Raw genomic sequence first — 21,687 nt, 5'->3', positions numbered from 1 at the left:
ATGAAAACTAAAAGCGGTATTAAGGATCGCCTATGAGCAATTACGAAATAATCCCCGTTTCAGGTGCGGGCTTAGCAACAGTAAATTCAATCGGCTCCGATGAGCTGTCGATTATCGAATCGTTCGAGGCGCTAGAGTTCGAGTTCGACGAAAGCGTCGATAGAGCAAGTCGTCTCGACTATGGAATTGCTGCAGGCAGCGGCTTGATCACCGGCTTGCTTAGCATCTTCCTCGGCAAACCGCTCTCAGTTGAAGAGGCGGCGAAAATCGGAGGAAAGGAAGCTGACGAAATCGTCATCAACGCGGCTAGATCTTTTGGCTGCAAGCTTCCAGATGATAAAGCCATCTTCGATAAAGACGGACGCTGCAACACCGAAGTGTTATCGAAGGCCATCAAATTCCTTGAGGAGAAGTTCCCTATTCCTCAAGACAAGCTAACACCTGCTTTTGGTGGTGGATTGCAGCACCACCTCAGAGACTTCTCTCATCACCCCACCGTTCTCGGTCTCTTCTTTTCCATCCTCGGCCAATTCACAGGCACTGGATACGGCACTGACACCGACGGCAATTTCATCAAAGTACTCTTCCCAGAGAATGCCCTTGTAGGCAAGAACGTCCCGGAAAAGATCGCAATCGGAACCTTCAATTGGCTTTTCCACCTGATTAGCGACATCGATGGATCAAACGCTAATGCAGGCAAGGGCACCGGCATCCCAGGGCCGATTCTCTCAGTTCTGAAAGAACTGTCTTCGTCGCCGCTCTTCAAGAACGTCAAGATAAACTATAAGGACAGCGAGATATCCTTCTCGAAGTGGGTTTCCAAGCTGTTCAACGGAACCTACTTCAAGGACCCTGAAGGCAAGCCGGTGCGCTTCGACTTCAGAACAGAGATGGGCCTTGCAACCCAAATAATCGAAGAATCCCTTTTCGTTTTGGCAAACGAAGTGATCGTCCGTGTCTTCTATACGGTTTCAAGGCTTGCCGCGGAGATCAAATCAAAGAACATCTCCTCTGTCCGCGAGCTTGATCAGCTTGACCCTAAGGCGTTTATCCCAATCAAGAACCGTGCCCTGACGAGAATGTGCACCGTTTCAAGTGGCACGTTCGTAGTTGTCAACTCTGCGGGAAGCGCAATAAAGGCCGGTATCGCCTCTAAGGGCAATGCCGGAATGTTCGCCAAAGCCTTTTTCCTTAACGTCAATTACCCCGGTATTGGCAGGTTTGCCATCGCCTGCTTCTTCGATGCAAAGTACATCAAGGAAGATGTTGCAACGGCTTACAAACGCGCTATGAGGGAGCACGAAGAGCAGAAGCGCAGACGCGAAGATGAGCTGCAAAGGCTTTCCGCAAAATACAAGTTCCTTACCCTAAGCCCAGCTCAAACCAGGCTACTCTACTCATTCGAAGACATGATGGTTGGATTCGACATCCTGAACACGAAGAAAGTAGAGACTCAGCTCGAAAAGAAGAGATGGAAAGAGCGGTGGGAGGAAAGTGTCTGCGAGGCATTGGAGGTCCAAGGAGACGAATTCTTCATCCGAAGTGGACGGCAAGCCTTTGATCTGATGGATGAGATTTCGAACGAGATCGAGGATCGCTCCTGGATAGACCTCGTTGTTCTTGAACTGTCCAGGTTCAACCCTTACTACCAGCTGGGCGCCGAAAAGGACAAGTCCTTCAAGAGGCTAAAGCTCAAAACAAACTATCTCTCTGATGTCTTTTGCAAAGGGCAAAACTATATCGACGTAAAGGATGTTAAGGCGATCCAAAAGGCCTACACGAATGCCGTTGGAACCGTCACGGGTAATCGAAAGAAAGTTGCCGCAGCCGCAGCTGTAACCCTCGCAGCAACAGCCGCTACAGCGGGAGGTGCTTTGTTCTTCGCTCCGGAAATCGCCGTGCTTATAGCAGGCGACGCTGTGGTTGGACTCTCCGGAGCCGCTCTAACAAGCGCCAGTTTGGCATTTGTCGGGGGCGGCTCGCTGGCAGTCGGCGGAATGGGTATGGCCGGAGGCACGGCGATCTTGACAGGAGGCGGTGCGCTAATCGGTCTTGCAGGATCAGGCGTTACCACCGCAGCTTCAGTAGCTGCGCAGTCATCCGAAGCATTCGCACAGAGCGAATGCTCAAAGCTCCTGACATTCTGTACCGAGGTTGCGATAAAGAAATACGGCAGATACGACATTGTCAAACTCGTCCATGAAGGCATCGCAAATTGCGTGACCGAGCTTCAGGCGGAGATTGAACTTCTCTCAAAGGCAGAAAAGAAACCCGATAGGAAACTCCTTTCGCAGATGAAGAAGAGCCTGAAATGCATGGAGCGCTGCGAAAAAGCATTGATGAAGCTGGCGGAAAAGCTCCCTCAGTGAAAAAGCCACGTCTTCTCGCAAGGAGAAAGGGGGAGCTAATGGCTGAACACGAAGGATGGAGCTACCTAGACTCCGACAATATGGATGAGTTTTCCGAGCGTACAAAAGAAGAAGGCTGGGCATCCCAGAACAGTGATGGCAGTGGGTCATTCTATGGCGACGACGGTAGCTGGGGTTTTACCAATGCCGACGGAAGCGGATCATATTACAGTGCCGACGGTAGCTGGGGTTTCAAGAATGCTGACGGAAGCGGATCTTACTACGGCGAAGATGGTAGTTGGGGATTTAGAAACGCAGACGGAAGCGGATCGTTTTACGGTGAAGGCGAAGATTGGGGCCATTGGGACTCCGATAACGGCAAGACGTACTATGGAGACTCCGACGACGATACGAATACTTACTCCAATTCAAACTCTGAGGACTTTGGGGTCGCTGACGCTGTGGGAGCTGCAATAGACGCAGGTCTTTTTGCGACTGCAGTAAACCGCAGCAAAAGAAAAGATAAGGAAGAAGAACTCAAACGAGCCCGTGAAGAGGAAGAGAGAAAACGCCAAGAGAAGGCTGCAATGCGTGCGGAATGGCGGAAGAGTCCCGCAGGGCGAAAGGCTCGCAAGGTAAAGCTCATCGCAATCATCGTTCTAACAATCGCACTTGCTATTGCGTTGTTGGTAAGCTCGCTTAAAGTCATCGGGCATTCTTCATCCGAAATGATAGGAAGTGGCCATGGCGAGGTTGCTGAACAGCTCAGTGCAGCTGGATTCTGGGATGTTGAGCAAGTCGAGATTTCAGACCTAGCTCCTTCTCAAGCCGAACAAGATGGATTGGTGACAAATGTGAAGATCGGTATATTTAGCAGCTTCACGGCTGAGCTTAGGATGCCTTGTTTTATCAAACCCGAGGTCACTTATCACACACTAGCCAGCCTAAACCCTCCGCTTTCAAGCGAAGATGCTAAGGGAATGGGCTATCAGGAAGTCGTATCCGCGTTTGAGGGCGCCGGCTATTTGGATGTCGTAGCTGAACCAAGAAAAGACGTAGTAGTTGGATTGTTCAACAAAGAGGGTGAAGTCTTTGAAGTCCGCATCGGAGACACGAAGTCATTCACCACGGAAGACCAATTTAAGCCTAACTTAACCGTAACGATCGCATATCATTCCAAGGTGTTCGACTAGGCATAATTAGCCAAAAGCCACCTGCAACCATTCTTCGGGCTGGTGAAGTCTCGACAAGTCTTTTACCTGCGGTTTCTTATCAAGATTGCCAGCCACTTGTAGTTACTCCTTTGGATTAGTTGCAAGTGGCTTGCAGGTTTTCGGCGCTAGGGGAGAGTTTTTGACCTCTCTACCCCGCCCCATCATCTACTGGGACAAAAATTGAAACTCAATCCGGCTGAGTTTAGTTTGAGTTTCGGTTTTTGTCCCAGTGCTGTCTCAGTAACGTGTCACCATGTACCGTAACGTGCCGCCATGTCAAATGGCGATACAAACTAGAGCAATCTATGCACCAGGTGAAAAACAAAATTTATAGAGTGGGAGTAGAAAGCCCAGGTCAGAGTGGTAGTCACTGGTAGTCACCCCTCTAACAACCTCGTACCATCTGGTACCACGACAAGGTGTAAGCCACCTGCTAAAAAAGGGGAATGAATTTCGAGTCCAGACCCCCGGTTCCACGCATTCCGGGGTCTTCCCATGTCTTCGGGCGGCAAATCTACCAGCGGTTTCCGCTCGGATGAGCGGATTTCGACGTCGTTTAGCCGCACGGGAATTGTTAGAGGTTGCACGAGATGTGACGAGATTGTTAGAGACGTTTTTGAGACTTTCCACTCCCTTTGGATTGTTAGCGCGAGGAAATCGGCGGAATCCGCGAGCTGCACCCGATCTGCACCCAGTTGGTAGTCACCCGGGTTTTGAGACGCCGAAATCGGAGTTTCCCCAGTTCCCGATAGGGGAATAAATTTTCGGCCGAACAGCCCAAATCGGGGGTTTTGACACGTTTATTCTGGGGTGCCGGTGGCTTGCAATATGGGGTGTTTCACTCCAAGAGGATTGTTAACGACCTTCGCACAAGCTCGAAAAATCGTTTCAAAACCCCCTGAAATCGATAGGGGAATAAATTTCTGAGGAGGGTTGAGAGGCACCCTTTCCAGGCACGAAAAAGGCGGCCTCGCGACCGCCGATCTCATGTTTGATATCTAAAGCAAGTCCGCTTCTATCCCTTGAAGGAGAGCTTCCAAGCCTCGTAATCGGCCTCTGAGAGGTCGCCGGCTTCCAAGGCATCCTTCTTGCGCTTCCACGCCTTCAGGGCCTGAGAGAACTTCTGGGAGCCCTCCACGGAGGGATCCACAGCGATCGCAAGACCCTGGCCGGTGTCGACGAGCTTGAGACCCAAGTTGTCCTCCATGCGGAAGAGCATCTCGAGCGCGCCGCGAGCGGTCTCGGGTCCCATGTCGGAGAGCGCCTCCTCCGTCACGCCGAGCGTCTTCGCCAGCGCGGCGAGGTTCGCCTTGTTGGGGTTCCTGTAGCCGAGCTCGTAGTTGCGCACGGCAGACTCGGTCACGCCGATCTCCTCGGCGAGCTCGCGCTGGGTCATCCCCGCTTCCCTGCGGAACCTCCTGAGACGGGTACCTAAGCTCATAATCCGCCAATCTCTTGCCGTAAACGTATTTTGCTCATCTTACGACAACACAAATTTGTGCGCAATGCCTTGACAGCACATATTGGTATTGTTACCATCCAAAAGCAGAAGGGCACATATACGTGTTGTTTTGAAAGGGGCGTCGGGGATGTCGGTCAGGCAAGAGGAAAACGGCACCTGGACCGCGCAGGTCTGGTACCACGACTACAACGGCGAAAGGCGCCACAAGACCAAGCGGGGCTTCGAGACGGAGGAGGAGGCGCTCGCCTGGCACGACGAATACGCGGTAGAGGCAGAGGGCTCCGTGAGCAGCTCGCTTGCCGCCTTCGTGGAAACGTACCTCGAGGACATAAGGCCGCGCATCCGGGAGAGCACCTACGAGAACAAGGTGTACACCATCAAATCGAAGATCCTGCCTTATCTGGGCCACATGCGCATGGACGAGATCGAGCCCGTCGACATCGTCAGGTGGCAGAACCGGCTGATGAAGGCGACCAACAGCCGCGGCGAGCAGTACTCCCCAACGTACCTGCGCACCGTCAACAACCAGCTCACCGCCATATTCAACCACGCCAGCCGGCTCTACGGGCTCAAGGACAGCCCCTGCAAGAAGACCCAGCGCATGGGATCCTCGGAGGCGAGCGAGATGCAGTTCTGGACGAAAGAGGAGTACCTCAAGTTCGCCGACGCCATATCCGACAAACCGTTCTCTTACCATGCGTTCGAGGTGCTGTATTGGTGCGGTCTGCGCGAGGGAGAGATGCTGGCGCTCACCCCGAACGACCTCGATTTCGAAAGGTCGCTGCTTTACGTGAGGAAGTCGTACCGCCGCGCGCACGGCCAGGACATTATCACCGACCCCAAGACGCCGAAGTCGGTGCGCAAGGTGCAGATGCCCACCTTCCTGAGGGACGAGCTCGAGGAGTACGTCAAACAGCTCGGCATCGCCCCCGACGAGCGCATCTTCACCGTCACGAAGCACTGCCTCTACCACGAGATGAAGCGCGGAAGCCAGCTCGCCGGCGTCAAGAAGATCCGCGTCCACGACCTGAGGCACAGCCACGTCTCGCTGCTCATCGACCTCGGGTTCTCCGCCGTTGCCATCGCCGACAGGCTCGGCCACGAGAGCGCCGACATCACCTTCCGGTACGCGCACCTGTTCCCCGACAAGCAATCCGCCATGGCAGACGCCCTCGACGAGATGAAGAGGTAGACCATGCCCTGCCCCAACGACCACAGGCGCCGCAGCGTGACGATCGGCTTCAGGACCACGCCGGAGGATGCGGAATGGCTCGACCAGCTCGTAGCCCTCTCGGGCATGACCAAGCAGGAGTACATCCTCAAGCGCCTGGAGTGAGAGGACGTCACCGTCGTACCGAGCGTCAAGGTCCAGAAGAACCTGCGCGTCGCCATGGAGCGCGTGCACGACGAGCTCTCGCGCCTTGCCGACATCAGCCAAGCTGACGAGCGCATCGTGAGGCTGACCGAGATCCTCGCGGACACGTTCGCAGCGCTCGGCGCACCCGAAGCAGTCGACATCGGGCGGGGCAAGCACTTCGACTCAGCGCAGACCCACGCTCGCGACATCATGAACCTACAGCGCTAGCACCGCCAAAACGAGACCTTCCCGTCATGCGCGCCCGTGCCCACCGACCTCCGGGCATGGGCGCGCTCCCTTGCTCTCCTCGTTCCCGCAGCATCGCCCGGAACCGCTCCGCGCGCAAGGGCCGCAAAAACTTTTCGCCGGCCGCTTCCTGGCCTGCGGCGAAAACTCAGGCCTTGCGGTTTTGCTTCCTCCCTTGCGCGCTCCGCGAGCCCGTCCGTCACGCGAGCCACGAGGTTCGCCAAAGGGGCGGGCCCAAACATAAGGAGGCCATCACAATGGGCAACAGGGCAGTCATCACCACCAAGGATCACGATCTGGCAGTCTACCTGCACTGGAACGGCGGGCGCGACACCGTCGAGCCGCTTCTGAAGTACTGCGAGCTCAAGGGCTACCGCGCACCGGATGCCGACTGCTACGGCTGGGCGCGCCTGGCTCAGGTCGCCGGCAACTTCTTCGGAGGGTCGCTCTCCGTGGGCATCAACCGCTTCGAACGCCTCGGCGACCAGGGCGACAACGGCATCTACGTCATAGACGGCTGGAAGATCGTCGCCCGCGAGGCCCTCTGCGACGGCTTCGAGGAGCAAGCCGAGCACCCGTTCGACGAGATGCTGCACGCGCTCGATGAGGCGATGCCAGAGAAGGAGCGCCTCGGCGAGCTCCTCGACGCCGAGAAGGTCCCGGTTGAAGAGTTGCGGGTCGGCGACGAGGTCTGGATGCGCGGTTACGAGTCTCTGGAGGCGTGGCCGGTGGCGGGCTTCAAGGACGGCCGACCCTACGTCGAACACTACGACCACGACGGCGACTGGACGTGGAACCCGAACAACTACATCAACGGCGAAACTGCTTTCATCCGCAAGCGCGCATAACCGGAATCGCATTCAACGTGACGAGCCCGTCGGCTTCGGTCGGCGGGCTTTTCCATGTTCGTGGGCGCGTAGTCATGTGGTGACAATTCGATTGCTTCTAAATTCCGCCCGCCCGAAGGCGGGCAGCTTGCCTGGCGCCTAGATGCCCCCAGCTCGGAAGCACGACTCGCGGCAGCGCCCCACCCAGCTCTCCCGATGCGGGTTCACATGCGTGACGAACCAATCGTCTCTTTGCATGTTGCCGGAATGGCCGCAGAACGTCGGCGTTTGCGCTGACCTCGGGCGGCAGCGCTAGCAATGTTCCGCAAGATGTACGGGCGCTCTCGTCCTCGTCACCGTGCATGAAGACGCTTCTACACGCCATGCGCCCAGCCCCTTGTATCCATGAATCCTGTGCATAGCGCCTGATGGCCATGCCTGCTGGCTGTGCCTCCACGACCCCCGTCACTTGGGTGCGCCTCCTTCGCTCTCCTTCGACCCTGCACTCTCGCCGAGGACCCCTCCGCGTGCAAGGGCCGCAAAAACTTTTCGCTGGCCATGTCCAAATAGATGGCGAAAACTCGGGCCCTCCGGGTTTTGCTTCCCCCCTTGCACGCTCCAGGAACTCCGGCGCCGTGCGAGCCACGAAGTTCGCCAAAGGGGCGGGCTGAAAGACTTAGGAGGTCATCACAATGGAAGCAACGATCCAAGCCAAGGTAATGTCCGGTATCAAGACGTACCTCGAGCGCAGGGGCTTCGAAATCCTCGAGGAAGGCTGGGCGCACGGCAGCGACAGTGTCGACTTCATCGCACGCGACGACGAAGACGAGAGCACCCTGGTCTTCATAAGCTGCGGAATCACCGGCAACACCGGCGACGGATTCCCCGAGGACAGGCTCGACCGCGATTCCCTCGAACGCCTGGCAGTCGCCTACCTGGCGGAGCACACCGAAGAGGCGGATTTCATGATCCGGTTCGACTACGTGAACATGCTCGTCATCGGTGAGAGCAAGGCACTTCTCCGCCATCATCGCAACGCGCTTTGCGCGTTCTAGAAGCTCTCAAGGCCGGGAGCTTCGGCTCCCGGCCCCGGCTGGTTGGTGTCTGTTCGGCGGGGCAGCTGGCACCGGCCCCGCCGGCTTGCCTGCCGAGTGAGCGTCGAATTGAACCGGCCGCGCTGTTCGCTCGGGCCGCTGGTAGTTGGCCTCGCGTCTCCCATCGTGTTCGCCTCGTGCTGCATGCATGGAAGTGCCTACTTTGGCGTGAGGGCAAGTAAGTGGAAGAGCTGGACTGCGCTCATGGCGCTCGTTGGCCTTGCGAACGCTGCCGGCGCGCCCTCAGGCTCATGCAGGAGGGCCACCCCGTGGGACAGCTTGCGGCAGGTAGCATAGGCTTCAATCTTTGCTCGGGCCTTGCCTTCCTGATTCCGGCAGCGATCTCCCTTGCCGGCCACCTGAGGGGAGAGGGGGTTGAGGAGAGTGAAGAGCCTGATGATGAAGTCGGCACGGGCCGTAAAGGACTGCTCTCAGCAGCAGCTTGCGGACCTGGTGGGCGTGTCCAGGCAGACCATCAATGCCATAGAGCGCGGGGACTACAACCCCAGCGTCAACCTCTGCCGCGCTATCTGCAAGGCGCTCGAACGGACCCTGGACGAGCTCTTCTGGGAGGAGCGGCCTCTCCTCAGGCTGACCGCCTGCAACGCCAGACCAACCCCGCCGCATGAATGGGTGAAGAAGGAGGCGAAAGGATGACCAAAGAGAGCGGTGCCACGCCCCAGTTTTCAGAGGAAGCCCACGTGTGAGCCGCCCGAGTTCTTGGTGCTCGAGGAGAACGGGTCCACGGAGGACATCGTTATGGCCGTCCCGTAGAACTCGCCGTTGTCGATCGTCCGTCCCCGGGCGCAGGCGGGCGCGGACTCGATGACGGTCTTGGCGTCGACCGTGGAGGCCGCGGCGACAGTATTCTTCCGGTCGTTTTATGATGAGGTCGCCTACTGCACCGATCTTCCCCCATCGCAGTCGACGAGCGATATGCCGTCCTTGCCGTCCCGCGACCAGGCGCCGTCCTTGAAGCCGGTGCCGCTCGCGGCGGTGGTATACTCGGTGTCTTGCACGTTCACCGACGTCGCGGCATATGCGCGGGGACTGTCGCGACGATCTTGCGCACATGTGGATGTGCCTGAATGCCGTTCTTTATCATGGAACTTTCCTGAATTGAAATAACAATACAGCCTGATCGCCGTGCATCCTCTCGCCCATGCGCCGCCCACGCGCCAGAAGGCAGGACTCGCCTCTCTTATGCAGGTGAGGAACTCATGTCCCCGCACCAGTATCCGTCCGGCTCATCGCTCCTCATCGCGGCTTCCGCGCTCATCCGGCCCTCTGCGGGAATGCGGGGCGCTATTGCCGGATGCGACGAGGACGGTGTTCCGCTGGACCCACTCCACGAGCTCGCGTCGGGCGATGAACATCCCGCGGACCCTGCTCGCGAGTCGGCGGAATGGGAGGGGGTCGCTTGGCCTTCCGGCGAGCCGGCGCACCTCGTTCTCCCCGATTCCCAGCAGGGTCGAGACGTCGGCGACGCTGTAGTAGTCCTTAAGGGGGATGTGGCTCCGGTTTCTGTTCGCAGCGGGCATGGTCGCCTCACCTCTTCTGCTTGCCTGTCTCGCAAGCGGCAAGGAGGTGGCGGCTGGTTCCCCTGTTCTGGGTGCATCGCCTCCGAGCGGTGGGGCAGTTGCGCGCGATTCGTCTCGGCGGGAATCGACCGGAGGCCATCGCGATGCCGCCTTACGGTCGTTTGCCCGGGCGCCTCCCGGGTCCCGGGTGTGGCGGACGGTTGGCCCGGGCACGTCCGCCCCGTTGCTCAAGCGAACCGCCCCCCAGGAGCGATGGAATCGCTTCCAGGGGGCGGTTTCCCTACGTAGGCCTTCTCTGTTCGGCTAGGCGTCTACCTCTTCGAATGGCGCGCGCATCCGGCGGCGCTGTCGTCCGGCTCCGCCGTCATCCTGCGGCGGGCGATGAGCCCGGCCGCCCCTGCCGCGAGGGCGGCCGCCAGAAGGGCTATAGGCGCTACGGTGTCGTCGCCGGTCTTCGGCAGGAACGAGTCCCCGCCGTGCTTGCCTTGGGACGGACCGCCGGGTTTGCCGGGGATCTCGTCCTTGGTGTTCGTCACCGTGAAGCCCCCCTTGGCGTCACCGGAGATCTGTGACGTGTACCCACTCACCGCATCCTCGGAGATAGTGTAGGCAATCTCGGTTCCATGGTCCTTGTACTTGGGCAGCCCCTCGAAGGAACCCTTCCAGTCGCCGTCAGCGGTAAGCGTCAAAGTATTACCAGTGTCAACACCGTCGGCGAGCAGGTGGATGGTGACGGGACCGGCCTCGCCCCCGACCCAAACCTTGGCCACGGGAACGCCCACGACCTCGGGGGCGTGGGCGTTGGTGACGGTGAAGCCGGCCGTGGCGTCGCCGGAGACCGCGGACGTGTAGCCGGCAGGCGCGTCGAGCTCCCCGACGGTGTAGACGACGTCCTGGCCGCCCTCCTTCTGGAACAGGCCGGTCCAGGTGTGGGTCCACTGGTTGCCCTCGTCCAGAGTGACGGGGTCGCCGGAGGCGGTTCCATTCGCGTAGAGCTGCACCTTCACGGTGCCGGGGCGGACGCCGTCCTGGTCGCCTCCGTCGTCCCACGCCTTCGTGACGGTGACGGAGGTCTTGCCGGGCGTGCGGGAGTTGGTGACGTCGAAGCCGTCGACCGTGGTGGCGTAGCCGGGGACGGCGTCCTCGGTCACGGTGTAGGAGATCTCGTGCCCGTCGGCCTGGTCGTACTTGTTAAGGCCGTCGAAGGACCACGCCCAGCCGTCGTCGGACGTGACGGTCTTCGCGGCCCGCTCGACCCCGTCCGCCAGCAGGCGCACGGTGATGGAGTCGGGGCGCTTGCCGTCGCGGTTGCCGTCGTCATCCCAGGTCTTAGTTCCGGAGACGCCGACCTTCTCGGTGTTGGTGTTCGTGATGGTGAAGCCCGATGCGGCGTCGCCCGAGATGGACGAGCTGTATCCGTCGACCACCTCCTCGCTGACCGTATAGGCGATCTCGGTGCCGTGGTCGCGATACTTGGGCAGGTTCTCGAAGGAGGCCGTCCAGTTGTTGCCATCGCTCAGCGTGACGGTCTTGCCCGTCGCCGCGCCGTCCGCGAGCAGGCGCACGGTGACCTGGCTCCCCTTGGGGCCGACCCACGCCTTGGTCACGGGGACCGACGTCGTCTCGGGGGCATGCGTGTTGGTGAGGTTGTAGCCGTTGGAAGTAGCCATGTAGCCCGCGACCGCGTCCTCGGCCACCGCGTAGGCGTACTCGTGGCCGTCGGCGGGGTCGTACTTGGCGAGACCGGCGAAGGAGTAGCTCCAGCCGTCGGCCGCCGTCACGGTCTTGGAGTCGACCTTCACGCCGTCCTTCATGAGGTTGACGGTGATGCTGGCGGGGCGCCTGCCGTCCTGGTCGTTCGCGTCGTCCCAGGTCTTGGTGCCAGAGACGCTCACGGTCTCGGCGTTGGTGTTGGTGATGGTGAAGCCGGAGGCGGCGTCGCCGGAGACGGTTGAATCGTAATTGGCCACCGGGTCCTCGGAGACGGTATAGACGATCTCATGACCATCATTGACGTCGAACTTGCGCAGGCCGTCGAAGGACCCCGTCCAGCCGCCGGCTGCGGAGAGCGTGGCCGTCTTGCCCGTGTCAGTGTTGTCGGCGAGCAAGCGCACGGTGACGTCGCCGCCCTCCGGGCCGACCCAAGACTTCGTCACGTCGACGGAGGTCCTCACCGGCTCGTCGGTGATGGTCTGGAGAGCACCGCCGGCGGAGTTGACCGTGAGGGTGTACTCCTGCTCGTTGAGCTCGTAGCCCGTGGGAGCGGTCTTCTCCTTGGCCTTGTACGTGCCCTGCTCGAGGTGGCCGGAGGTCACCGTGCCATCGGCGCCCGTGGTGAGCTCGAAGGTGGAGCCGTCGGGCCTGGTCACGGTGAAGACAGCGCCCGCGAGCACGACCGACGTGTCATCGGCGGCCACCTTGACGAGCTTGATCTTGCTTGCCAGGTCGCCGCCGGCTGTGCCGCCCGAGTCGGAGGAGTGGTAGTTAGACTCGGCGACCTTGCTCTGCTCGGTCGACGTGAGCTTCAGCTTGTTCTTGAGCGTCGAGCCGGGCGTGTAGGTGGATGCGTATGTCAGTCGGTATTGATCGCCGGGGACGTTCCCCAAGTTGAGCGTGAACGAGTGGCCATCGGGCGAGATGGCGAGCATGGAGCTCGTGTCGACCGTCTCGTACACGTGGTTGACGTACCCCTTGGAGGTGAAATCGACTCTGTCGAGTTTGAAGGAGCTGGGGATGTAGGTCTCGGTACCGCCCTGCAGCTCGTCCGTCACGACGACGTTCGTGAGGTTGCTCTTGTTGTGATTGATGCGGACATGCCACATTGCCTGGTGCTTGTCGCCGGAGACCTTACCGCCCCACTTGCCTAGCACCTCGTCAGGAAGGTCCTGCTGTCCAATGATGCCGACAGTAGCACTGCTGCCGTGGCCGGAGACCTCGCCGTTGACCGTCACGGTGAAGGTGTTGTCCTCCCCCGTCTTGATTTTCGACCTGTCGAAGCAGGCAGACAGGTGTATCGTGCCCTTGACGTTGTACTTGCTCTCCGCGCCCTCGGTGAAGGTAACTCGAACGGTGCCGCCAGCGTCATGATTATCGCCGCCAGGACCAGGTGTGACGTGCGCCGTCGCCACGACGTTTCCGTCGGCATCGGTCAGGTTGAAGTCTGCCGCCGGCGAGCTGTCCGGGAAGCGCATGTTGTCAGGCAGCGTGATGTCGAAGTAGTCACCCTCGTGGATGTCCGTCCCGTTCGCGCTGGCATCCCAATCCATCGCAAGGTAGAAGTGGGACGTCTCGTGCAGCTGTGTCGCCGTGTTGTGGCTCCAGTCCTGAATATCGAACTTCGTGACCGTCGCATCGACCTGCTTCGCCGCTGCTGGCGCGCGCAGAGGCGCCTTCGCGGCTGCGGGGACGTCGGCAGGCGGCTCCTCGGTCGGGCTGCCTCTGGTGCCGTTCGCCTGCATAGCCTCGCCGGACGCCTTTTCGTCCGCCGGGGCCGGGACGGCCTGCGAGGCCTTGCCGGGGTCGGAGGCGGCCCCCTGCTCGCCCTGCTCCCGCGCGACGGCCGAGGTGACCTGCGACTCGTCCACCGCCTGGCCGGAGGCGGCGGGCTCCTGCGGGGCCGTTGCCGACGTCGAGACCTGCCCGCCGCCGTCGGCCGCCAGCGCCTGCATCGCCCTCCCGGGCACGCAGATGCCGAGCGCGAGCACCGCGCTCATGATGCAGCATAGTTTCTTTCTCACTGTGTTCCTTTTCTCCCTTTCGCTGTCTCGGTCGGCTCTGGGGCATAAAATCCCACGAACCTACAGGATGACTTTACCCCCCCGAAAACGCAAGCTAAACCTGCATGGCAGGTGCCAAAATAATGTGTGATGACCTGCCAGAGCATGGACGCAAAGGGGTGCTGCCTCTGGTCGTTCGCGCCCCCAATAGTGGCCGGCTGGCGGGTCCTTCCGAATAAACAGCACGTATACATGCTGTTTATGGTACAATCCTGCTGCCAGCGAGGGCGACGCGCTGGTCATAGCGACCACCGCGATGGGCATGCCGTCCGCCCCGCTGCCGTGTCCGGCCAACGGCGAGATTGCCGCCGCCGCGCTGCAATTTCACAACCAAGTCTCCAGCCCTATAAAATAAAGCACATATATGTGCTCGTTTGTGATATGATGGGCATGCTTCTCCAACGGAAGCAAGCGCGTGCGGCGCGGGCTCTACGCCTCGCACGCGGGCAGGTTCGAGGGCGTGGGCGTCGACCCCTACGAGGTCGTCACGGCCCTCGACCCAGGCGCCGTCCTCTCGTACCACACCGCCCTGGAGGCGCTCGGCGTGGCGCATAACGTCGTCTTCGAGTGCAGGTTCCGGACCGGCCGCGCCAGAGCCCCGTTCTCCTTCGGCGGCATCGACTACGTCCCGCACCCGGCCGACGGCGCCGCGCGCAGCCGAAGGGTGCGCGGCAGCGCGTTCGGCAGCGCGCTCGCGACCACGCGGGAGCAGACCATCGTGGACTGCCTGAAGCACCCGGAATGGTCGGGCGGCATCGAGGAGGCGGTCAGGTCCCTCTCCGCCATGCCGTACGTGGACTCGGCGGCCGTCGCCGAGCTCGCATGCGCCGACAGCGCGTCGCTCGCCGCGAGGGCTGGCTGGCTGCTCGAGGCGAAGGCGGGGCGGTGGCGCGTGCCCGAAGATGTGATCGAGCAACTGCAGGAGAGGTGCGCCGGCGTGACCTCCAAGCTCGACAAGCGGTCCCCCGGATCGCGCGGCTGGTCAAATAGGTGGCGCATGACGCTGCCGGAGACGGAGGAGGAGGTGCGCTCGTGGGTATCGTGAGCATGGACGAGTTCCAGCCGAGGACGGCGGACAAGGTGGACAGGCTCCTCGACGTCCTCGAGGAGATGGGACAGCATCCCGATCTGCGGGGCAAGCTCGCCATGCACGGAGGCACCGCCGTCAACCTCTTCATGCTCGGGATGCCTCGGCTCTCGGTCGACATCGACGTGTCGTACGTGGGCGCCGTCGGCCGCGCCGCGATGCTCGCGGAACGCCCCCTCGTCGAGGCCGCCATCGGGGAGGTGGCGACCGCGCTCGGGTACGCCGTGGGTCCCGGGGAGGGCGGCCACGCGGGAAGGACCTTCATGCTGCGCTACGGAGGCGCGTGGGGTCCCGACCACGTCAAGATCGACTGCATCTACATGAACCGCTCGCCGCTCGCCGCGCCCACGCTGCGGTCGTGCCCGCTCCGCCCGGATGCCGGCGTGCTCCCGAGAGACGATGCCGAGAGGGAGTATCTGGACAGGCTCGCGGATGCGGACTGCCGCCCAGACCTCCTCTTCGCGGACGCCGAGACGGCCGGCGCCGCGTCAAGGAGCCCCGAAGCGCTCTGGAAGGTGCGGAACCTCCAGAAGATGGCGCGCGGATAGAGCCCAATGGGCATCGCTCACAGATCCTCGTTGCTCTCGGCCGCGTAGACGATCGTGCGCGAGCTCCAAGTCTCGTAGTAACACATGGCAAAAGCGTAAATCTGGCCGGCGACTGCCGGCCGTCCGAGTAAGACTTCGCTCTCGTCGATGCATGACGCCACGTAATCATCGAAGGCCTTCCGGTCCTCGAACTCGGTCTGCAGCGGTTCGCCGCTCGCGTTCAGGACGTTGACCGTCTCAGCCTTCAACTCGTGGCGCAGAATTGCCGCGCATTGCTGCGCATTGCCGCGCATTCGGGTGCGCGGCAATTCAATGCTTGGCCTGACCTGGCAGGTCGTATTGTGCTGATACTGACCGGCCGATTCTGACGATGGCGCCGGATTCGACTATCTTGCTGAGTATCCTCCTGGTTTGGGATTCGCTCACGCCGATTTCCTTGCTCATTTCTGCGGATCCGGATTTGCCATGAGCGCGCAGGTACTCGATCACTTCTTCCCCGTGTGCGGGAAGTGCCGTGCTGAGCCCGTTGTTTTCAGGACCGTTCGTCGCGGCTTCGGATCTGGCCCAGTCCGGGCGGTGGAAGCGCAGGACGGTGCCCTGCGCCATCACGAGGTACTCGAACGAGACGCCTGCGCTGGCGCATAGGTCCCTGATGCGCGGTATGCCGGTGCCATATGACTCTATGTCCCGCGACCTGTACAGAGTTTCGGCTATCAGCTTGTTCGGACTCTTGGAGTACGGCCGTTCCGCGCGAACGCGCTCTTCGGGAGTTGTGTCGGACGGGAAATGCCCGGGACTGAAGACTTCCACCTTGTCTGGGAAGATGTCGACCTGCACGGCGAGGCTTGAAGCGTAGCTGCGGTGGCAGAACGCGTTGATGACGGCCTCCCTCACGGCGGCCTGAAGCAGCCCGTCCTCGTCGATGTCGGCGACGGTGTACTGCGAGGTCCGCCTATCCCACGGGTCGGACCTGTTGCGGTTCTCGTCGAACATGGCCACAAGCTCGGTGCGAGGCATCTTCACGTCTTCGTCCCCCACGCGCTTGAGGTAGACGCCCGCGCTCGAGTACGGGGTGCCATCGCCGACTGCGGTGACCCGGATGATGGTCGCTCCGTCCAGATCGAGCCGATGAGCACGGAATAGCCCGACCAGATGAACGACTTGGCGATGGCGCTCGCCTCGTAGGTCTTCCCAGCTCCGACGCCGCCGACGAGGTAGAGCCCCTTGCCGTCTGAGTTGGCGAAGCCGTTGATGTAGTCGATGCACGGCTTCTGGCTCACGTTGGCGTCGAGGTACTTGCGCCCGATGCCAGCTCGCTTGCACTTCGTAACTATTGCGCGGCGGGCCGCCTCCTCGCGCGCTTTCTCTTCCTCACCCTTGATGCGCTCGTTCTCCGCGAGCTGCCCCTCGCAGTCGCACTGTGTGGTTATGAACCAGCGGACGATGCCGTCGCTCCCGAGACGCCCGAGCCGCTCGAGGGGCTTGCCGCAGAACGGGCAGGGCTTCTCCTCCTGGGGCTCGAACGCGAGCCCCTTCTCCTTGGCGTCCCGCATCGTGTAGAGCTTGAAGTCGGCTTTCATGTGGTGGTTTCCTTTTCTATCCGAAGAATTTGTTACCGGTCTTTGCCATTGGGTGAACATCCTTCAGGGGAGGCTCTGAACCTTCTTCAGAGCTGGCAGCCTTCGCCTCTGCAGTTTCTGCAGAGGCGCCCCACCCCGCTTCTGAACTTCCTTCAGAAGGTGAAGTTCCTGTATCTGCATGTTCTTCAGACCCGCAGGGCAGGACACCCACCGCGGCAAGCGGGCCGTATGCTGGCCGGTAGCATTTGCTGCCGATCTCGACGGCCGCGGGGCATCGCTCAGTCTCCTCGATAAGGCCCTTCGCCTTAAGCCGTGCGGCCGCATCGAAGACCGCGCGGTCACTCACGCCGAAGAAAACCGCCGCGCTGTGCTTGCTCTCGAAGTACACACGACCCGCCTGGTGGAAGCCGAAGATCCGGGCGTAGACCACCAGGTCGGTTCCCTTTAGCCCAAGCTTCTGGCCCATGAAGTCCCAGATCGTGGTGAACGAGCGGCCCGAGAGGTCGAACGCGGCTTTGGCGGGTCTCATCATCTCCCGTCCTAGAGGTTCTCGTCAACGGCGCAGCACTCGAGCAGGTCCTCGATGTTCTTGCGCGTGAAGCGCAGGGACTGCCCGATGCGGACGCCGCAGAGCGCGCCGTCCTTGATGAGACGGTAGACCGTCGTGTTGCTGACCTGCAGGTACTTCGCCACCTCGGTGATGGTGAAGAGCGGCGGCATGCACTCGAACTTGCCGTGCCCACGGTCTCCGATGGCCCGCGCCATCGCCTCCTCGATTTCCTTGCTGTCTCGCATTCGCACACCTTGCCTTCTGTTGGTGCCCGCTGCACGGCCGTGGCGTCGGGCTGGTCGATTCTCCGTGCGCACGGCGCCATTTAATCGGTTTGACGCCCTGTGGAAATCGAGAGACACCCGTTCGGGAGCTTCTAAGGTGCCTGTATGTTCAGGTTTTCTTATTCGGGATCCGGGTAATGGGTCTTCGGAAGGTTCGTCACCTCGCGGAGCCAGTCGATGAACCCGCTGCGGAGGACGAACGACCCGCGCGAGCCGTTGCGTCATTTCCTCAGCGGCAGTGGATTGACTGCATCCTTCGCGTAGCGGTAGACCTTGATTGGCTTCACGCCCAGCAGCTTCGCAATCTCGCCGACGGAGTAGGCGTCCTGAGGCAGGACCGGCTGATGCACGAGGCGCATGACGAAGAGCGCGTTTCCGGTGTTCTCGCCCTCGACCTTGATGTCGGGAACCTTGACGGTGGGTGTTTCCGCCACCCATGGGTCCGATTGCTCCTGGATAGATTGACGCGCCTGGGTACTGTCCATCTTGACCCAATGAACTCTCACCGAAGCGAACACCGTGTTTCTCATAACCCACTCTCGGAACTCGCAACACTCTATAAACATTCCTCTCTTGGAGTCCTGGAGGCATCGAAATGGCAGGGGATCGTCTAATCTTGAAATGAACTCTCGGATGCGACGCTCGCTGACATGGAGCATGGCTCGAACGTCATCCATGCTGTAGATATCTTTGATGGGAATCTGCGGCGATGTGTTTCTGTTTGTGGTCATTGCCGGTTCACCCCTTCCGCCTGCGGGAGCACGCCGCTACGAGCGGGAGGGACGGAAGACGTTGGCTTAAGGCATGTCGGTCGAAGGAACCCCCAAATATTGGGCGTCTGAAGCGATACGAACCACGTGCAGTCCCCCTAGCTGCGCGCCGGGCGCCTTTCCGCTTCGAATGCGGAGGATCGCCCTATCCCGAAGAACTCGCGTAGACGCGCTGCGCCCCCCGCATCGAGACCGTACTGGGCGATAGCCTTTCCGCCCTCCATCTCGGTAACTCTGTCGCAGGCAGCCAGCGCCAACTCGTAATCATGCGTTACGACGAGGACGAAGACCCCGGATGCGGCAAGTTCCCGCAGCAGCCCGGCCGTCTGCGCCATATGGGCGTAGTCAAGACCGCTCGTCGGCTCGTCGAATGCCATCACCCTCTTGCCGCAGAACATGGCCGCCGCTATGGCGCACCTCTGTTTCTGCCCTCCCGACAGCGTCAGGGGGTGGCGTCCCCTCACGTCGAGGAGATCCATCCGGTCGAGCACCGACTCCAAGGCCTGGGCGCCAGGGTGGCTTGCCCCAAGGATGATCTCCTCCTCGACACTATCGCAGAAGAGCTGGTGGTTGACCTCCTGCATCACTTCATAGCTTATGGGCAGGCGTCTTTTCGCCTTGAGAACACTGCCGTCTATCTCGGCGCGGCCTCGCCTCTCCTGGGCAAGCCCGCACACCACCGAGGCGAGGGTCGACTTGCCCGCACCGTTGTCTCCCACGATCGCCTCGACGCGACCCGACCCGAACTGCGCGTCGGCAACGGAGAGGGAGGGGGCGGTATGCCGTGAGTATGAGAAGACGAGGTCGTCGAGATGCATCTCGTGCATGGGCGCGTGTTCCACTGGGGCGCCCGTCCTCGGGAGGTCGAACCCCTCCAGCTTCACGGGTCGTATGCCCGTCTCGAGGCGCTGGCTGCGGGTCAGCGAGGCGAGCTCGCCCATGGCGAAGACACCGGAAGCCTTCCCGCCGTCCAGGTAGACCGCGCGGTCGACTATGCCCTCGAGGTACCACGTGCGATGCTCGGCGACGAGGATCGTCTTGCCCTTCGACCTTAGTATGCCCAAGGTACGTCGCAGCTCCCTGATCGCGGGGAAGTCGAGGTTCGCCGATGGTTCGTCCAGTAGGAGCACCTCCGGGCCGGTAGCATAGACGCTCGCGATGGCGACGCGCTGCTTCTCGCCCCCCGAGAGGCGGAAGATGTTGCGATTCATGAGTGCCGCGATGCCCAAATCGGCTGCGGCTTCGTTCACCCTACGTGAGATCTCGGCACGCGGCATCCCACGGTTCTCGCAGCCGAAGGCCACCTCGCTCGTGGTGTCGAGGGTGTAGAATTGCGTGCGGGGATTCTGGAACACGGTCCCTACCCGGCGGGCCACCTTGTACTGAGGGCAGGTGGTGGGATCCATGCCGCTAACCCTCACGCGCCCAGTCAGGTCACCGTCAAAGAACTCGGGTATCATGCCGTTCAGCAGGCGGAGGACGGTTGACTTTCCGCAACCGCTCTTCCCGCACAGGAGCACGCATTCCCCCGCCCCCACGTCAAGCGACAGCGACGATAGGCTCGGGGATTCTGCTCCACGATAGGAGAAGCTGACGTTGGTGAGCGATATCATCGGCTGGCCCATCGTCTCAGAGCCCCTTCCCGGCAATGGCGAAAGCCGCCGCCGTGGCCGTTCCCGCAGCTACGAGCGCCAGAGCCAGCCAGTCCTGGGCGCGCAACCCAATCTGTGCCAGGCAGGTGTGAGGCGCTGGATCGTCCATGCCGCGGCAGAGAGCCGCAGCCGCGAGTTCGTCACTTATAGAGATCACGGAGGCGAAAAGCGGCACATAGATGTGGGCTATCGTCTGGGCGGGATGGAGCAGCCAGGATGAGAGGCCCGTCCCGATACCCCTCATCTTCATGGCGGACCTTATGGCGCGCCACTCCTCGCCGATAGTCGGGAAGCACCTGAAGGCCACCGATGTTGTGATTATGGCGCTCTTCGGCACCCCGCTTCCCCACAGGGCGGCCGAGAACTCGCTGACGCCGGTTGTCCCCACGGCCCAGTAGGCCACAAGTAGGCATGGCAGGACCTTGCGGACCGCCACTGCCAGGAATTGCACGAGGGAAAGCGCGGCGCTTTGGCCCACCATGGGACCGATCAGCTGTTGGACGGCAACGAGCAGGGAAAAGACCGCGCAGTAGCGCAGGGCGGTGCTGGCCATGCCGCCGACTGCCACAATCAGGACGCAAACCAAAAAGACAGCGGCCTCGTAGGGCAGTGAGCGGCCGAGGAAGACGGCTATGTCGAGCAGGACGAGCAGGGTCGCCTTCGTTCGAGGGTCGAAGACAATGCCTCCGTTGTGACCCTGCTCCGTATACAGCTTTTCGAGGGAGCTCACAGGATTCCTGCCCGTTCGAGCTTGGCTGCGAGCAGCTTGCGCGCGATCAGCGAGCCCAACATCGAGCAGACGACGATGGCGACCATCATGGCCGGAAGCACCCAGCCGGGCGTGAGCGCATAGAGCGTGTCGCAGAAGCTTGAGCTCATACCCCGCTCAAGGGTGTCTTGGAAGAAGTAGTCGCGCATGAACCAGATGGGCACGAAGCCTCCGAGCAGGTTCCAGGAGAAGACGGCGTGGCTTGCGGCGTTCCGTGCGAAGCTGCGATATTTTCCAGCACGCGCGATGAGCACCGCAACGATGCCCGCAGGGACCGAGACAGCAGGTGCGATGGGGATGTGTCCCGAGGCGATGAGGACGAGGCTCGGAAGGACGGCGGCGATGAAGACGGGCACGCCCGAGGGCGACCTGGCGAGCATTATGTGGAAGACGGGTGCCGCAAGCAGGGCGACGAGGGCGGGCATGAGCAGAAACAGAATCGGCACCGGCATGCACACGGCCCCGATGATGACGTAGATGGCCAGGTAGAGCGCAATGAACACCCCTGCGGAAATAGCAGCCCTCGAGGATGTGCTCTTCTTTTGTGGTTCCATGATGTTTCCTTTCTCTTGTGGTTGGCGA

General features: G+C 61.0%; 23 protein-coding genes. 10 read left to right on the top strand and 13 right to left on the bottom strand.

Annotated elements, in window-relative coordinates:
- Window positions 1-32: 32 nt before the first annotated feature.
- Window positions 33-2,369: a hypothetical protein gene (locus HMPREF1008_RS01350; RefSeq protein WP_009278050.1), complete on the top strand. Its 2,337-nt coding sequence runs from the start codon at window positions 33-35 to the stop codon at window positions 2,367-2,369.
- A gap of 38 nt (window positions 2,370-2,407) precedes the next feature.
- Window positions 2,408-3,541 (top strand): hypothetical protein, encoded by a 1,134-nt coding sequence (locus tag HMPREF1008_RS10375; protein ID WP_009278049.1) that lies wholly within the window; start codon window positions 2,408-2,410, stop codon window positions 3,539-3,541.
- Between the two features lie 1,036 nt (window positions 3,542-4,577).
- Here HMPREF1008_RS10375 and HMPREF1008_RS01340 read toward each other — a convergent pair.
- Window positions 4,578-5,003, bottom strand: coding sequence for a helix-turn-helix domain-containing protein (locus tag HMPREF1008_RS01340; RefSeq protein WP_040656681.1), 426 nt, complete (start codon window positions 5,001-5,003; stop codon window positions 4,578-4,580).
- A gap of 148 nt (window positions 5,004-5,151) precedes the next feature.
- Between HMPREF1008_RS01340 and HMPREF1008_RS01335 the strand changes: the two genes are divergently transcribed.
- From HMPREF1008_RS01335 to HMPREF1008_RS01315, 6 genes are all read left to right on the top strand, one after another.
- The gene (locus HMPREF1008_RS01335; protein WP_009278047.1) at window positions 5,152-6,216 is read left to right on the top strand and encodes a site-specific integrase; all 1,065 of its coding nucleotides are present in this window, start codon (window positions 5,152-5,154) and stop codon (window positions 6,214-6,216) included.
- 3 nt (window positions 6,217-6,219) lie between these two features.
- Complete coding sequence (locus HMPREF1008_RS10370) at window positions 6,220-6,360, top strand: hypothetical protein (protein ID WP_009278046.1); 141 nt, start codon at window positions 6,220-6,222, stop codon at window positions 6,358-6,360.
- Window positions 6,361-6,414: 54 nt separating this feature from the next.
- A complete protein-coding gene (locus HMPREF1008_RS09750) occupies window positions 6,415-6,609 on the top strand; it encodes a hypothetical protein (RefSeq protein WP_009278045.1) in 195 nt (64 codons plus the stop codon).
- A gap of 275 nt (window positions 6,610-6,884) precedes the next feature.
- Window positions 6,885-7,475, top strand: coding sequence for a hypothetical protein (locus tag HMPREF1008_RS01325; protein ID WP_009278044.1), 591 nt, complete (start codon window positions 6,885-6,887; stop codon window positions 7,473-7,475).
- A 671-nt stretch (window positions 7,476-8,146) separates the two neighbouring features.
- Window positions 8,147-8,509, top strand: a complete 363-nt coding sequence (locus tag HMPREF1008_RS01320) for a YraN family protein (protein ID WP_009278043.1) — start codon at window positions 8,147-8,149, stop codon at window positions 8,507-8,509.
- A gap of 423 nt (window positions 8,510-8,932) precedes the next feature.
- A complete protein-coding gene (locus tag HMPREF1008_RS01315) occupies window positions 8,933-9,205 on the top strand; it encodes a helix-turn-helix transcriptional regulator (RefSeq protein ID WP_083823450.1) in 273 nt (90 codons plus the stop codon).
- A gap of 239 nt (window positions 9,206-9,444) precedes the next feature.
- Here HMPREF1008_RS01315 and HMPREF1008_RS10955 read toward each other — a convergent pair whose 3' ends face one another.
- From HMPREF1008_RS10955 to HMPREF1008_RS01305, 3 genes are all read right to left on the bottom strand, one after another.
- Complete coding sequence (locus tag HMPREF1008_RS10955; protein ID WP_255348640.1) at window positions 9,445-9,573, bottom strand: hypothetical protein; 129 nt, start codon at window positions 9,571-9,573, stop codon at window positions 9,445-9,447.
- 222 nt (window positions 9,574-9,795) lie between these two features.
- The gene (locus HMPREF1008_RS01310) at window positions 9,796-10,089 is read right to left on the bottom strand and encodes a helix-turn-helix domain-containing protein (protein ID WP_009278041.1); all 294 of its coding nucleotides are present in this window, start codon (window positions 10,087-10,089) and stop codon (window positions 9,796-9,798) included.
- A 311-nt stretch (window positions 10,090-10,400) separates the two neighbouring features.
- Entirely contained in the window at window positions 10,401-13,826 is a 3,426-nt protein-coding gene (locus HMPREF1008_RS01305) for a Cna B-type domain-containing protein (protein ID WP_009278040.1), read from the bottom strand.
- 454 nt (window positions 13,827-14,280) lie between these two features.
- Between HMPREF1008_RS01305 and HMPREF1008_RS01295 the strand changes: the two genes are divergently transcribed.
- Window positions 14,281-14,910: a hypothetical protein gene (locus HMPREF1008_RS01295; RefSeq protein WP_009278039.1), complete on the top strand. Its 630-nt coding sequence runs from the start codon at window positions 14,281-14,283 to the stop codon at window positions 14,908-14,910.
- Window positions 14,898-15,500, top strand: a complete 603-nt coding sequence (locus tag HMPREF1008_RS10555; RefSeq protein WP_009278038.1) for a nucleotidyl transferase AbiEii/AbiGii toxin family protein — start codon at window positions 14,898-14,900, stop codon at window positions 15,498-15,500. Before HMPREF1008_RS01295 ends, HMPREF1008_RS10555 begins: the two co-directional genes overlap by 13 nt.
- Before the next feature lie 17 nt (window positions 15,501-15,517).
- On the opposite strand, the gene HMPREF1008_RS01285 is transcribed toward HMPREF1008_RS10555, so the two are convergent.
- The 9 genes from HMPREF1008_RS01285 to HMPREF1008_RS01245 all read right to left on the bottom strand — a co-directional run bounded on the left by HMPREF1008_RS01285 (window position 15,518) and on the right by HMPREF1008_RS01245 (window position 21,659).
- The gene (locus HMPREF1008_RS01285) at window positions 15,518-15,793 is read right to left on the bottom strand and encodes a hypothetical protein (protein WP_009278037.1); all 276 of its coding nucleotides are present in this window, start codon (window positions 15,791-15,793) and stop codon (window positions 15,518-15,520) included.
- Window positions 15,794-15,809: 16 nt separating this feature from the next.
- The gene (locus HMPREF1008_RS01280; RefSeq protein WP_198003132.1) at window positions 15,810-16,493 is read right to left on the bottom strand and encodes an ATP-binding protein; all 684 of its coding nucleotides are present in this window, start codon (window positions 16,491-16,493) and stop codon (window positions 15,810-15,812) included.
- 26 nt (window positions 16,494-16,519) lie between these two features.
- Entirely contained in the window at window positions 16,520-17,080 is a 561-nt protein-coding gene (locus tag HMPREF1008_RS01275; protein WP_009278035.1) for a hypothetical protein, read from the bottom strand.
- A gap of 16 nt (window positions 17,081-17,096) precedes the next feature.
- Window positions 17,097-17,612 carry a hypothetical protein gene (locus HMPREF1008_RS01270; protein ID WP_009278034.1) on the bottom strand — a complete coding sequence of 172 codons (516 nt, stop codon included), beginning with the start codon at window positions 17,610-17,612 and terminating at the stop codon, window positions 17,097-17,099.
- An 8-nt stretch (window positions 17,613-17,620) separates the two neighbouring features.
- On the bottom strand, window positions 17,621-17,875 hold the full coding sequence (locus HMPREF1008_RS01265) for a helix-turn-helix domain-containing protein (RefSeq protein WP_009278033.1): 255 nt from the start codon (window positions 17,873-17,875) through the stop codon (window positions 17,621-17,623).
- Between the two features lie 260 nt (window positions 17,876-18,135).
- Window positions 18,136-18,348 (bottom strand): hypothetical protein, encoded by a 213-nt coding sequence (locus tag HMPREF1008_RS10360; RefSeq protein WP_156797571.1) that lies wholly within the window; start codon window positions 18,346-18,348, stop codon window positions 18,136-18,138.
- A 434-nt stretch (window positions 18,349-18,782) separates the two neighbouring features.
- Window positions 18,783-20,309: an ABC transporter ATP-binding protein gene (locus HMPREF1008_RS01255; protein ID WP_009278031.1), complete on the bottom strand. Its 1,527-nt coding sequence runs from the start codon at window positions 20,307-20,309 to the stop codon at window positions 18,783-18,785.
- 4 nt (window positions 20,310-20,313) lie between these two features.
- Window positions 20,314-21,066 carry an energy-coupling factor transporter transmembrane component T gene (locus HMPREF1008_RS01250; RefSeq protein WP_009278030.1) on the bottom strand — a complete coding sequence of 251 codons (753 nt, stop codon included), beginning with the start codon at window positions 21,064-21,066 and terminating at the stop codon, window positions 20,314-20,316.
- Window positions 21,063-21,659 carry an MptD family putative ECF transporter S component gene (locus HMPREF1008_RS01245; RefSeq protein WP_009278029.1) on the bottom strand — a complete coding sequence of 199 codons (597 nt, stop codon included), beginning with the start codon at window positions 21,657-21,659 and terminating at the stop codon, window positions 21,063-21,065. Before HMPREF1008_RS01245 ends, HMPREF1008_RS01250 begins: the two co-directional genes overlap by 4 nt.
- Window positions 21,660-21,687: the final 28 nt, after the last annotated feature.

Origin of the sequence: Olsenella sp. oral taxon 809 str. F0356, assembly GCF_000233535.1 — a bacterium.
Lineage (GTDB): Bacteria > Actinomycetota > Coriobacteriia > Coriobacteriales > Atopobiaceae > Olsenella_I > Olsenella_I phocaeensis.
Note: the sequence above shows the minus strand (reverse complement) of the source record. Positions and strands in the feature narration are given on the sequence as shown.

Excerpts from the sequence above, each read along its gene's own strand:
- HMPREF1008_RS01350 (WP_009278050.1), top strand. The coding sequence starts at position 33 with ATGAGCAATTACGAAATAATCCCCGTTTCAGGTGCGGGCTTAGCAACA.
- HMPREF1008_RS10375 (WP_009278049.1), top strand. The coding sequence starts at position 2,408 with ATGGCTGAACACGAAGGATGGAGCTACCTAGACTCCGACAATATGGAT.
- HMPREF1008_RS01340 (WP_040656681.1), bottom strand. The coding sequence starts at position 5,003 with ATGAGCTTAGGTACCCGTCTCAGGAGGTTCCGCAGGGAAGCGGGGATG.
- HMPREF1008_RS01335 (WP_009278047.1), top strand. The coding sequence starts at position 5,152 with ATGTCGGTCAGGCAAGAGGAAAACGGCACCTGGACCGCGCAGGTCTGG.
- HMPREF1008_RS10370 (WP_009278046.1), top strand. The coding sequence starts at position 6,220 with ATGCCCTGCCCCAACGACCACAGGCGCCGCAGCGTGACGATCGGCTTC.
- HMPREF1008_RS09750 (WP_009278045.1), top strand. The coding sequence starts at position 6,415 with ATGGAGCGCGTGCACGACGAGCTCTCGCGCCTTGCCGACATCAGCCAA.
- HMPREF1008_RS01325 (WP_009278044.1), top strand. The coding sequence starts at position 6,885 with ATGGGCAACAGGGCAGTCATCACCACCAAGGATCACGATCTGGCAGTC.
- HMPREF1008_RS01320 (WP_009278043.1), top strand. The coding sequence starts at position 8,147 with ATGGAAGCAACGATCCAAGCCAAGGTAATGTCCGGTATCAAGACGTAC.
- HMPREF1008_RS01310 (WP_009278041.1), bottom strand. The coding sequence starts at position 10,089 with ATGCCCGCTGCGAACAGAAACCGGAGCCACATCCCCCTTAAGGACTAC.
- HMPREF1008_RS01285 (WP_009278037.1), bottom strand. The coding sequence starts at position 15,793 with ATGCGCGGCAATGCGCAGCAATGCGCGGCAATTCTGCGCCACGAGTTG.
- HMPREF1008_RS01280 (WP_198003132.1), bottom strand. The coding sequence starts at position 16,493 with ATGTTCGACGAGAACCGCAACAGGTCCGACCCGTGGGATAGGCGGACC.
- HMPREF1008_RS01275 (WP_009278035.1), bottom strand. The coding sequence starts at position 17,080 with ATGAAAGCCGACTTCAAGCTCTACACGATGCGGGACGCCAAGGAGAAG.
- HMPREF1008_RS01270 (WP_009278034.1), bottom strand. The coding sequence starts at position 17,612 with ATGATGAGACCCGCCAAAGCCGCGTTCGACCTCTCGGGCCGCTCGTTC.
- HMPREF1008_RS01265 (WP_009278033.1), bottom strand. The coding sequence starts at position 17,875 with ATGCGAGACAGCAAGGAAATCGAGGAGGCGATGGCGCGGGCCATCGGA.
- HMPREF1008_RS01255 (WP_009278031.1), bottom strand. The coding sequence starts at position 20,309 with ATGGGCCAGCCGATGATATCGCTCACCAACGTCAGCTTCTCCTATCGT.
- HMPREF1008_RS01245 (WP_009278029.1), bottom strand. The coding sequence starts at position 21,659 with ATGGAACCACAAAAGAAGAGCACATCCTCGAGGGCTGCTATTTCCGCA.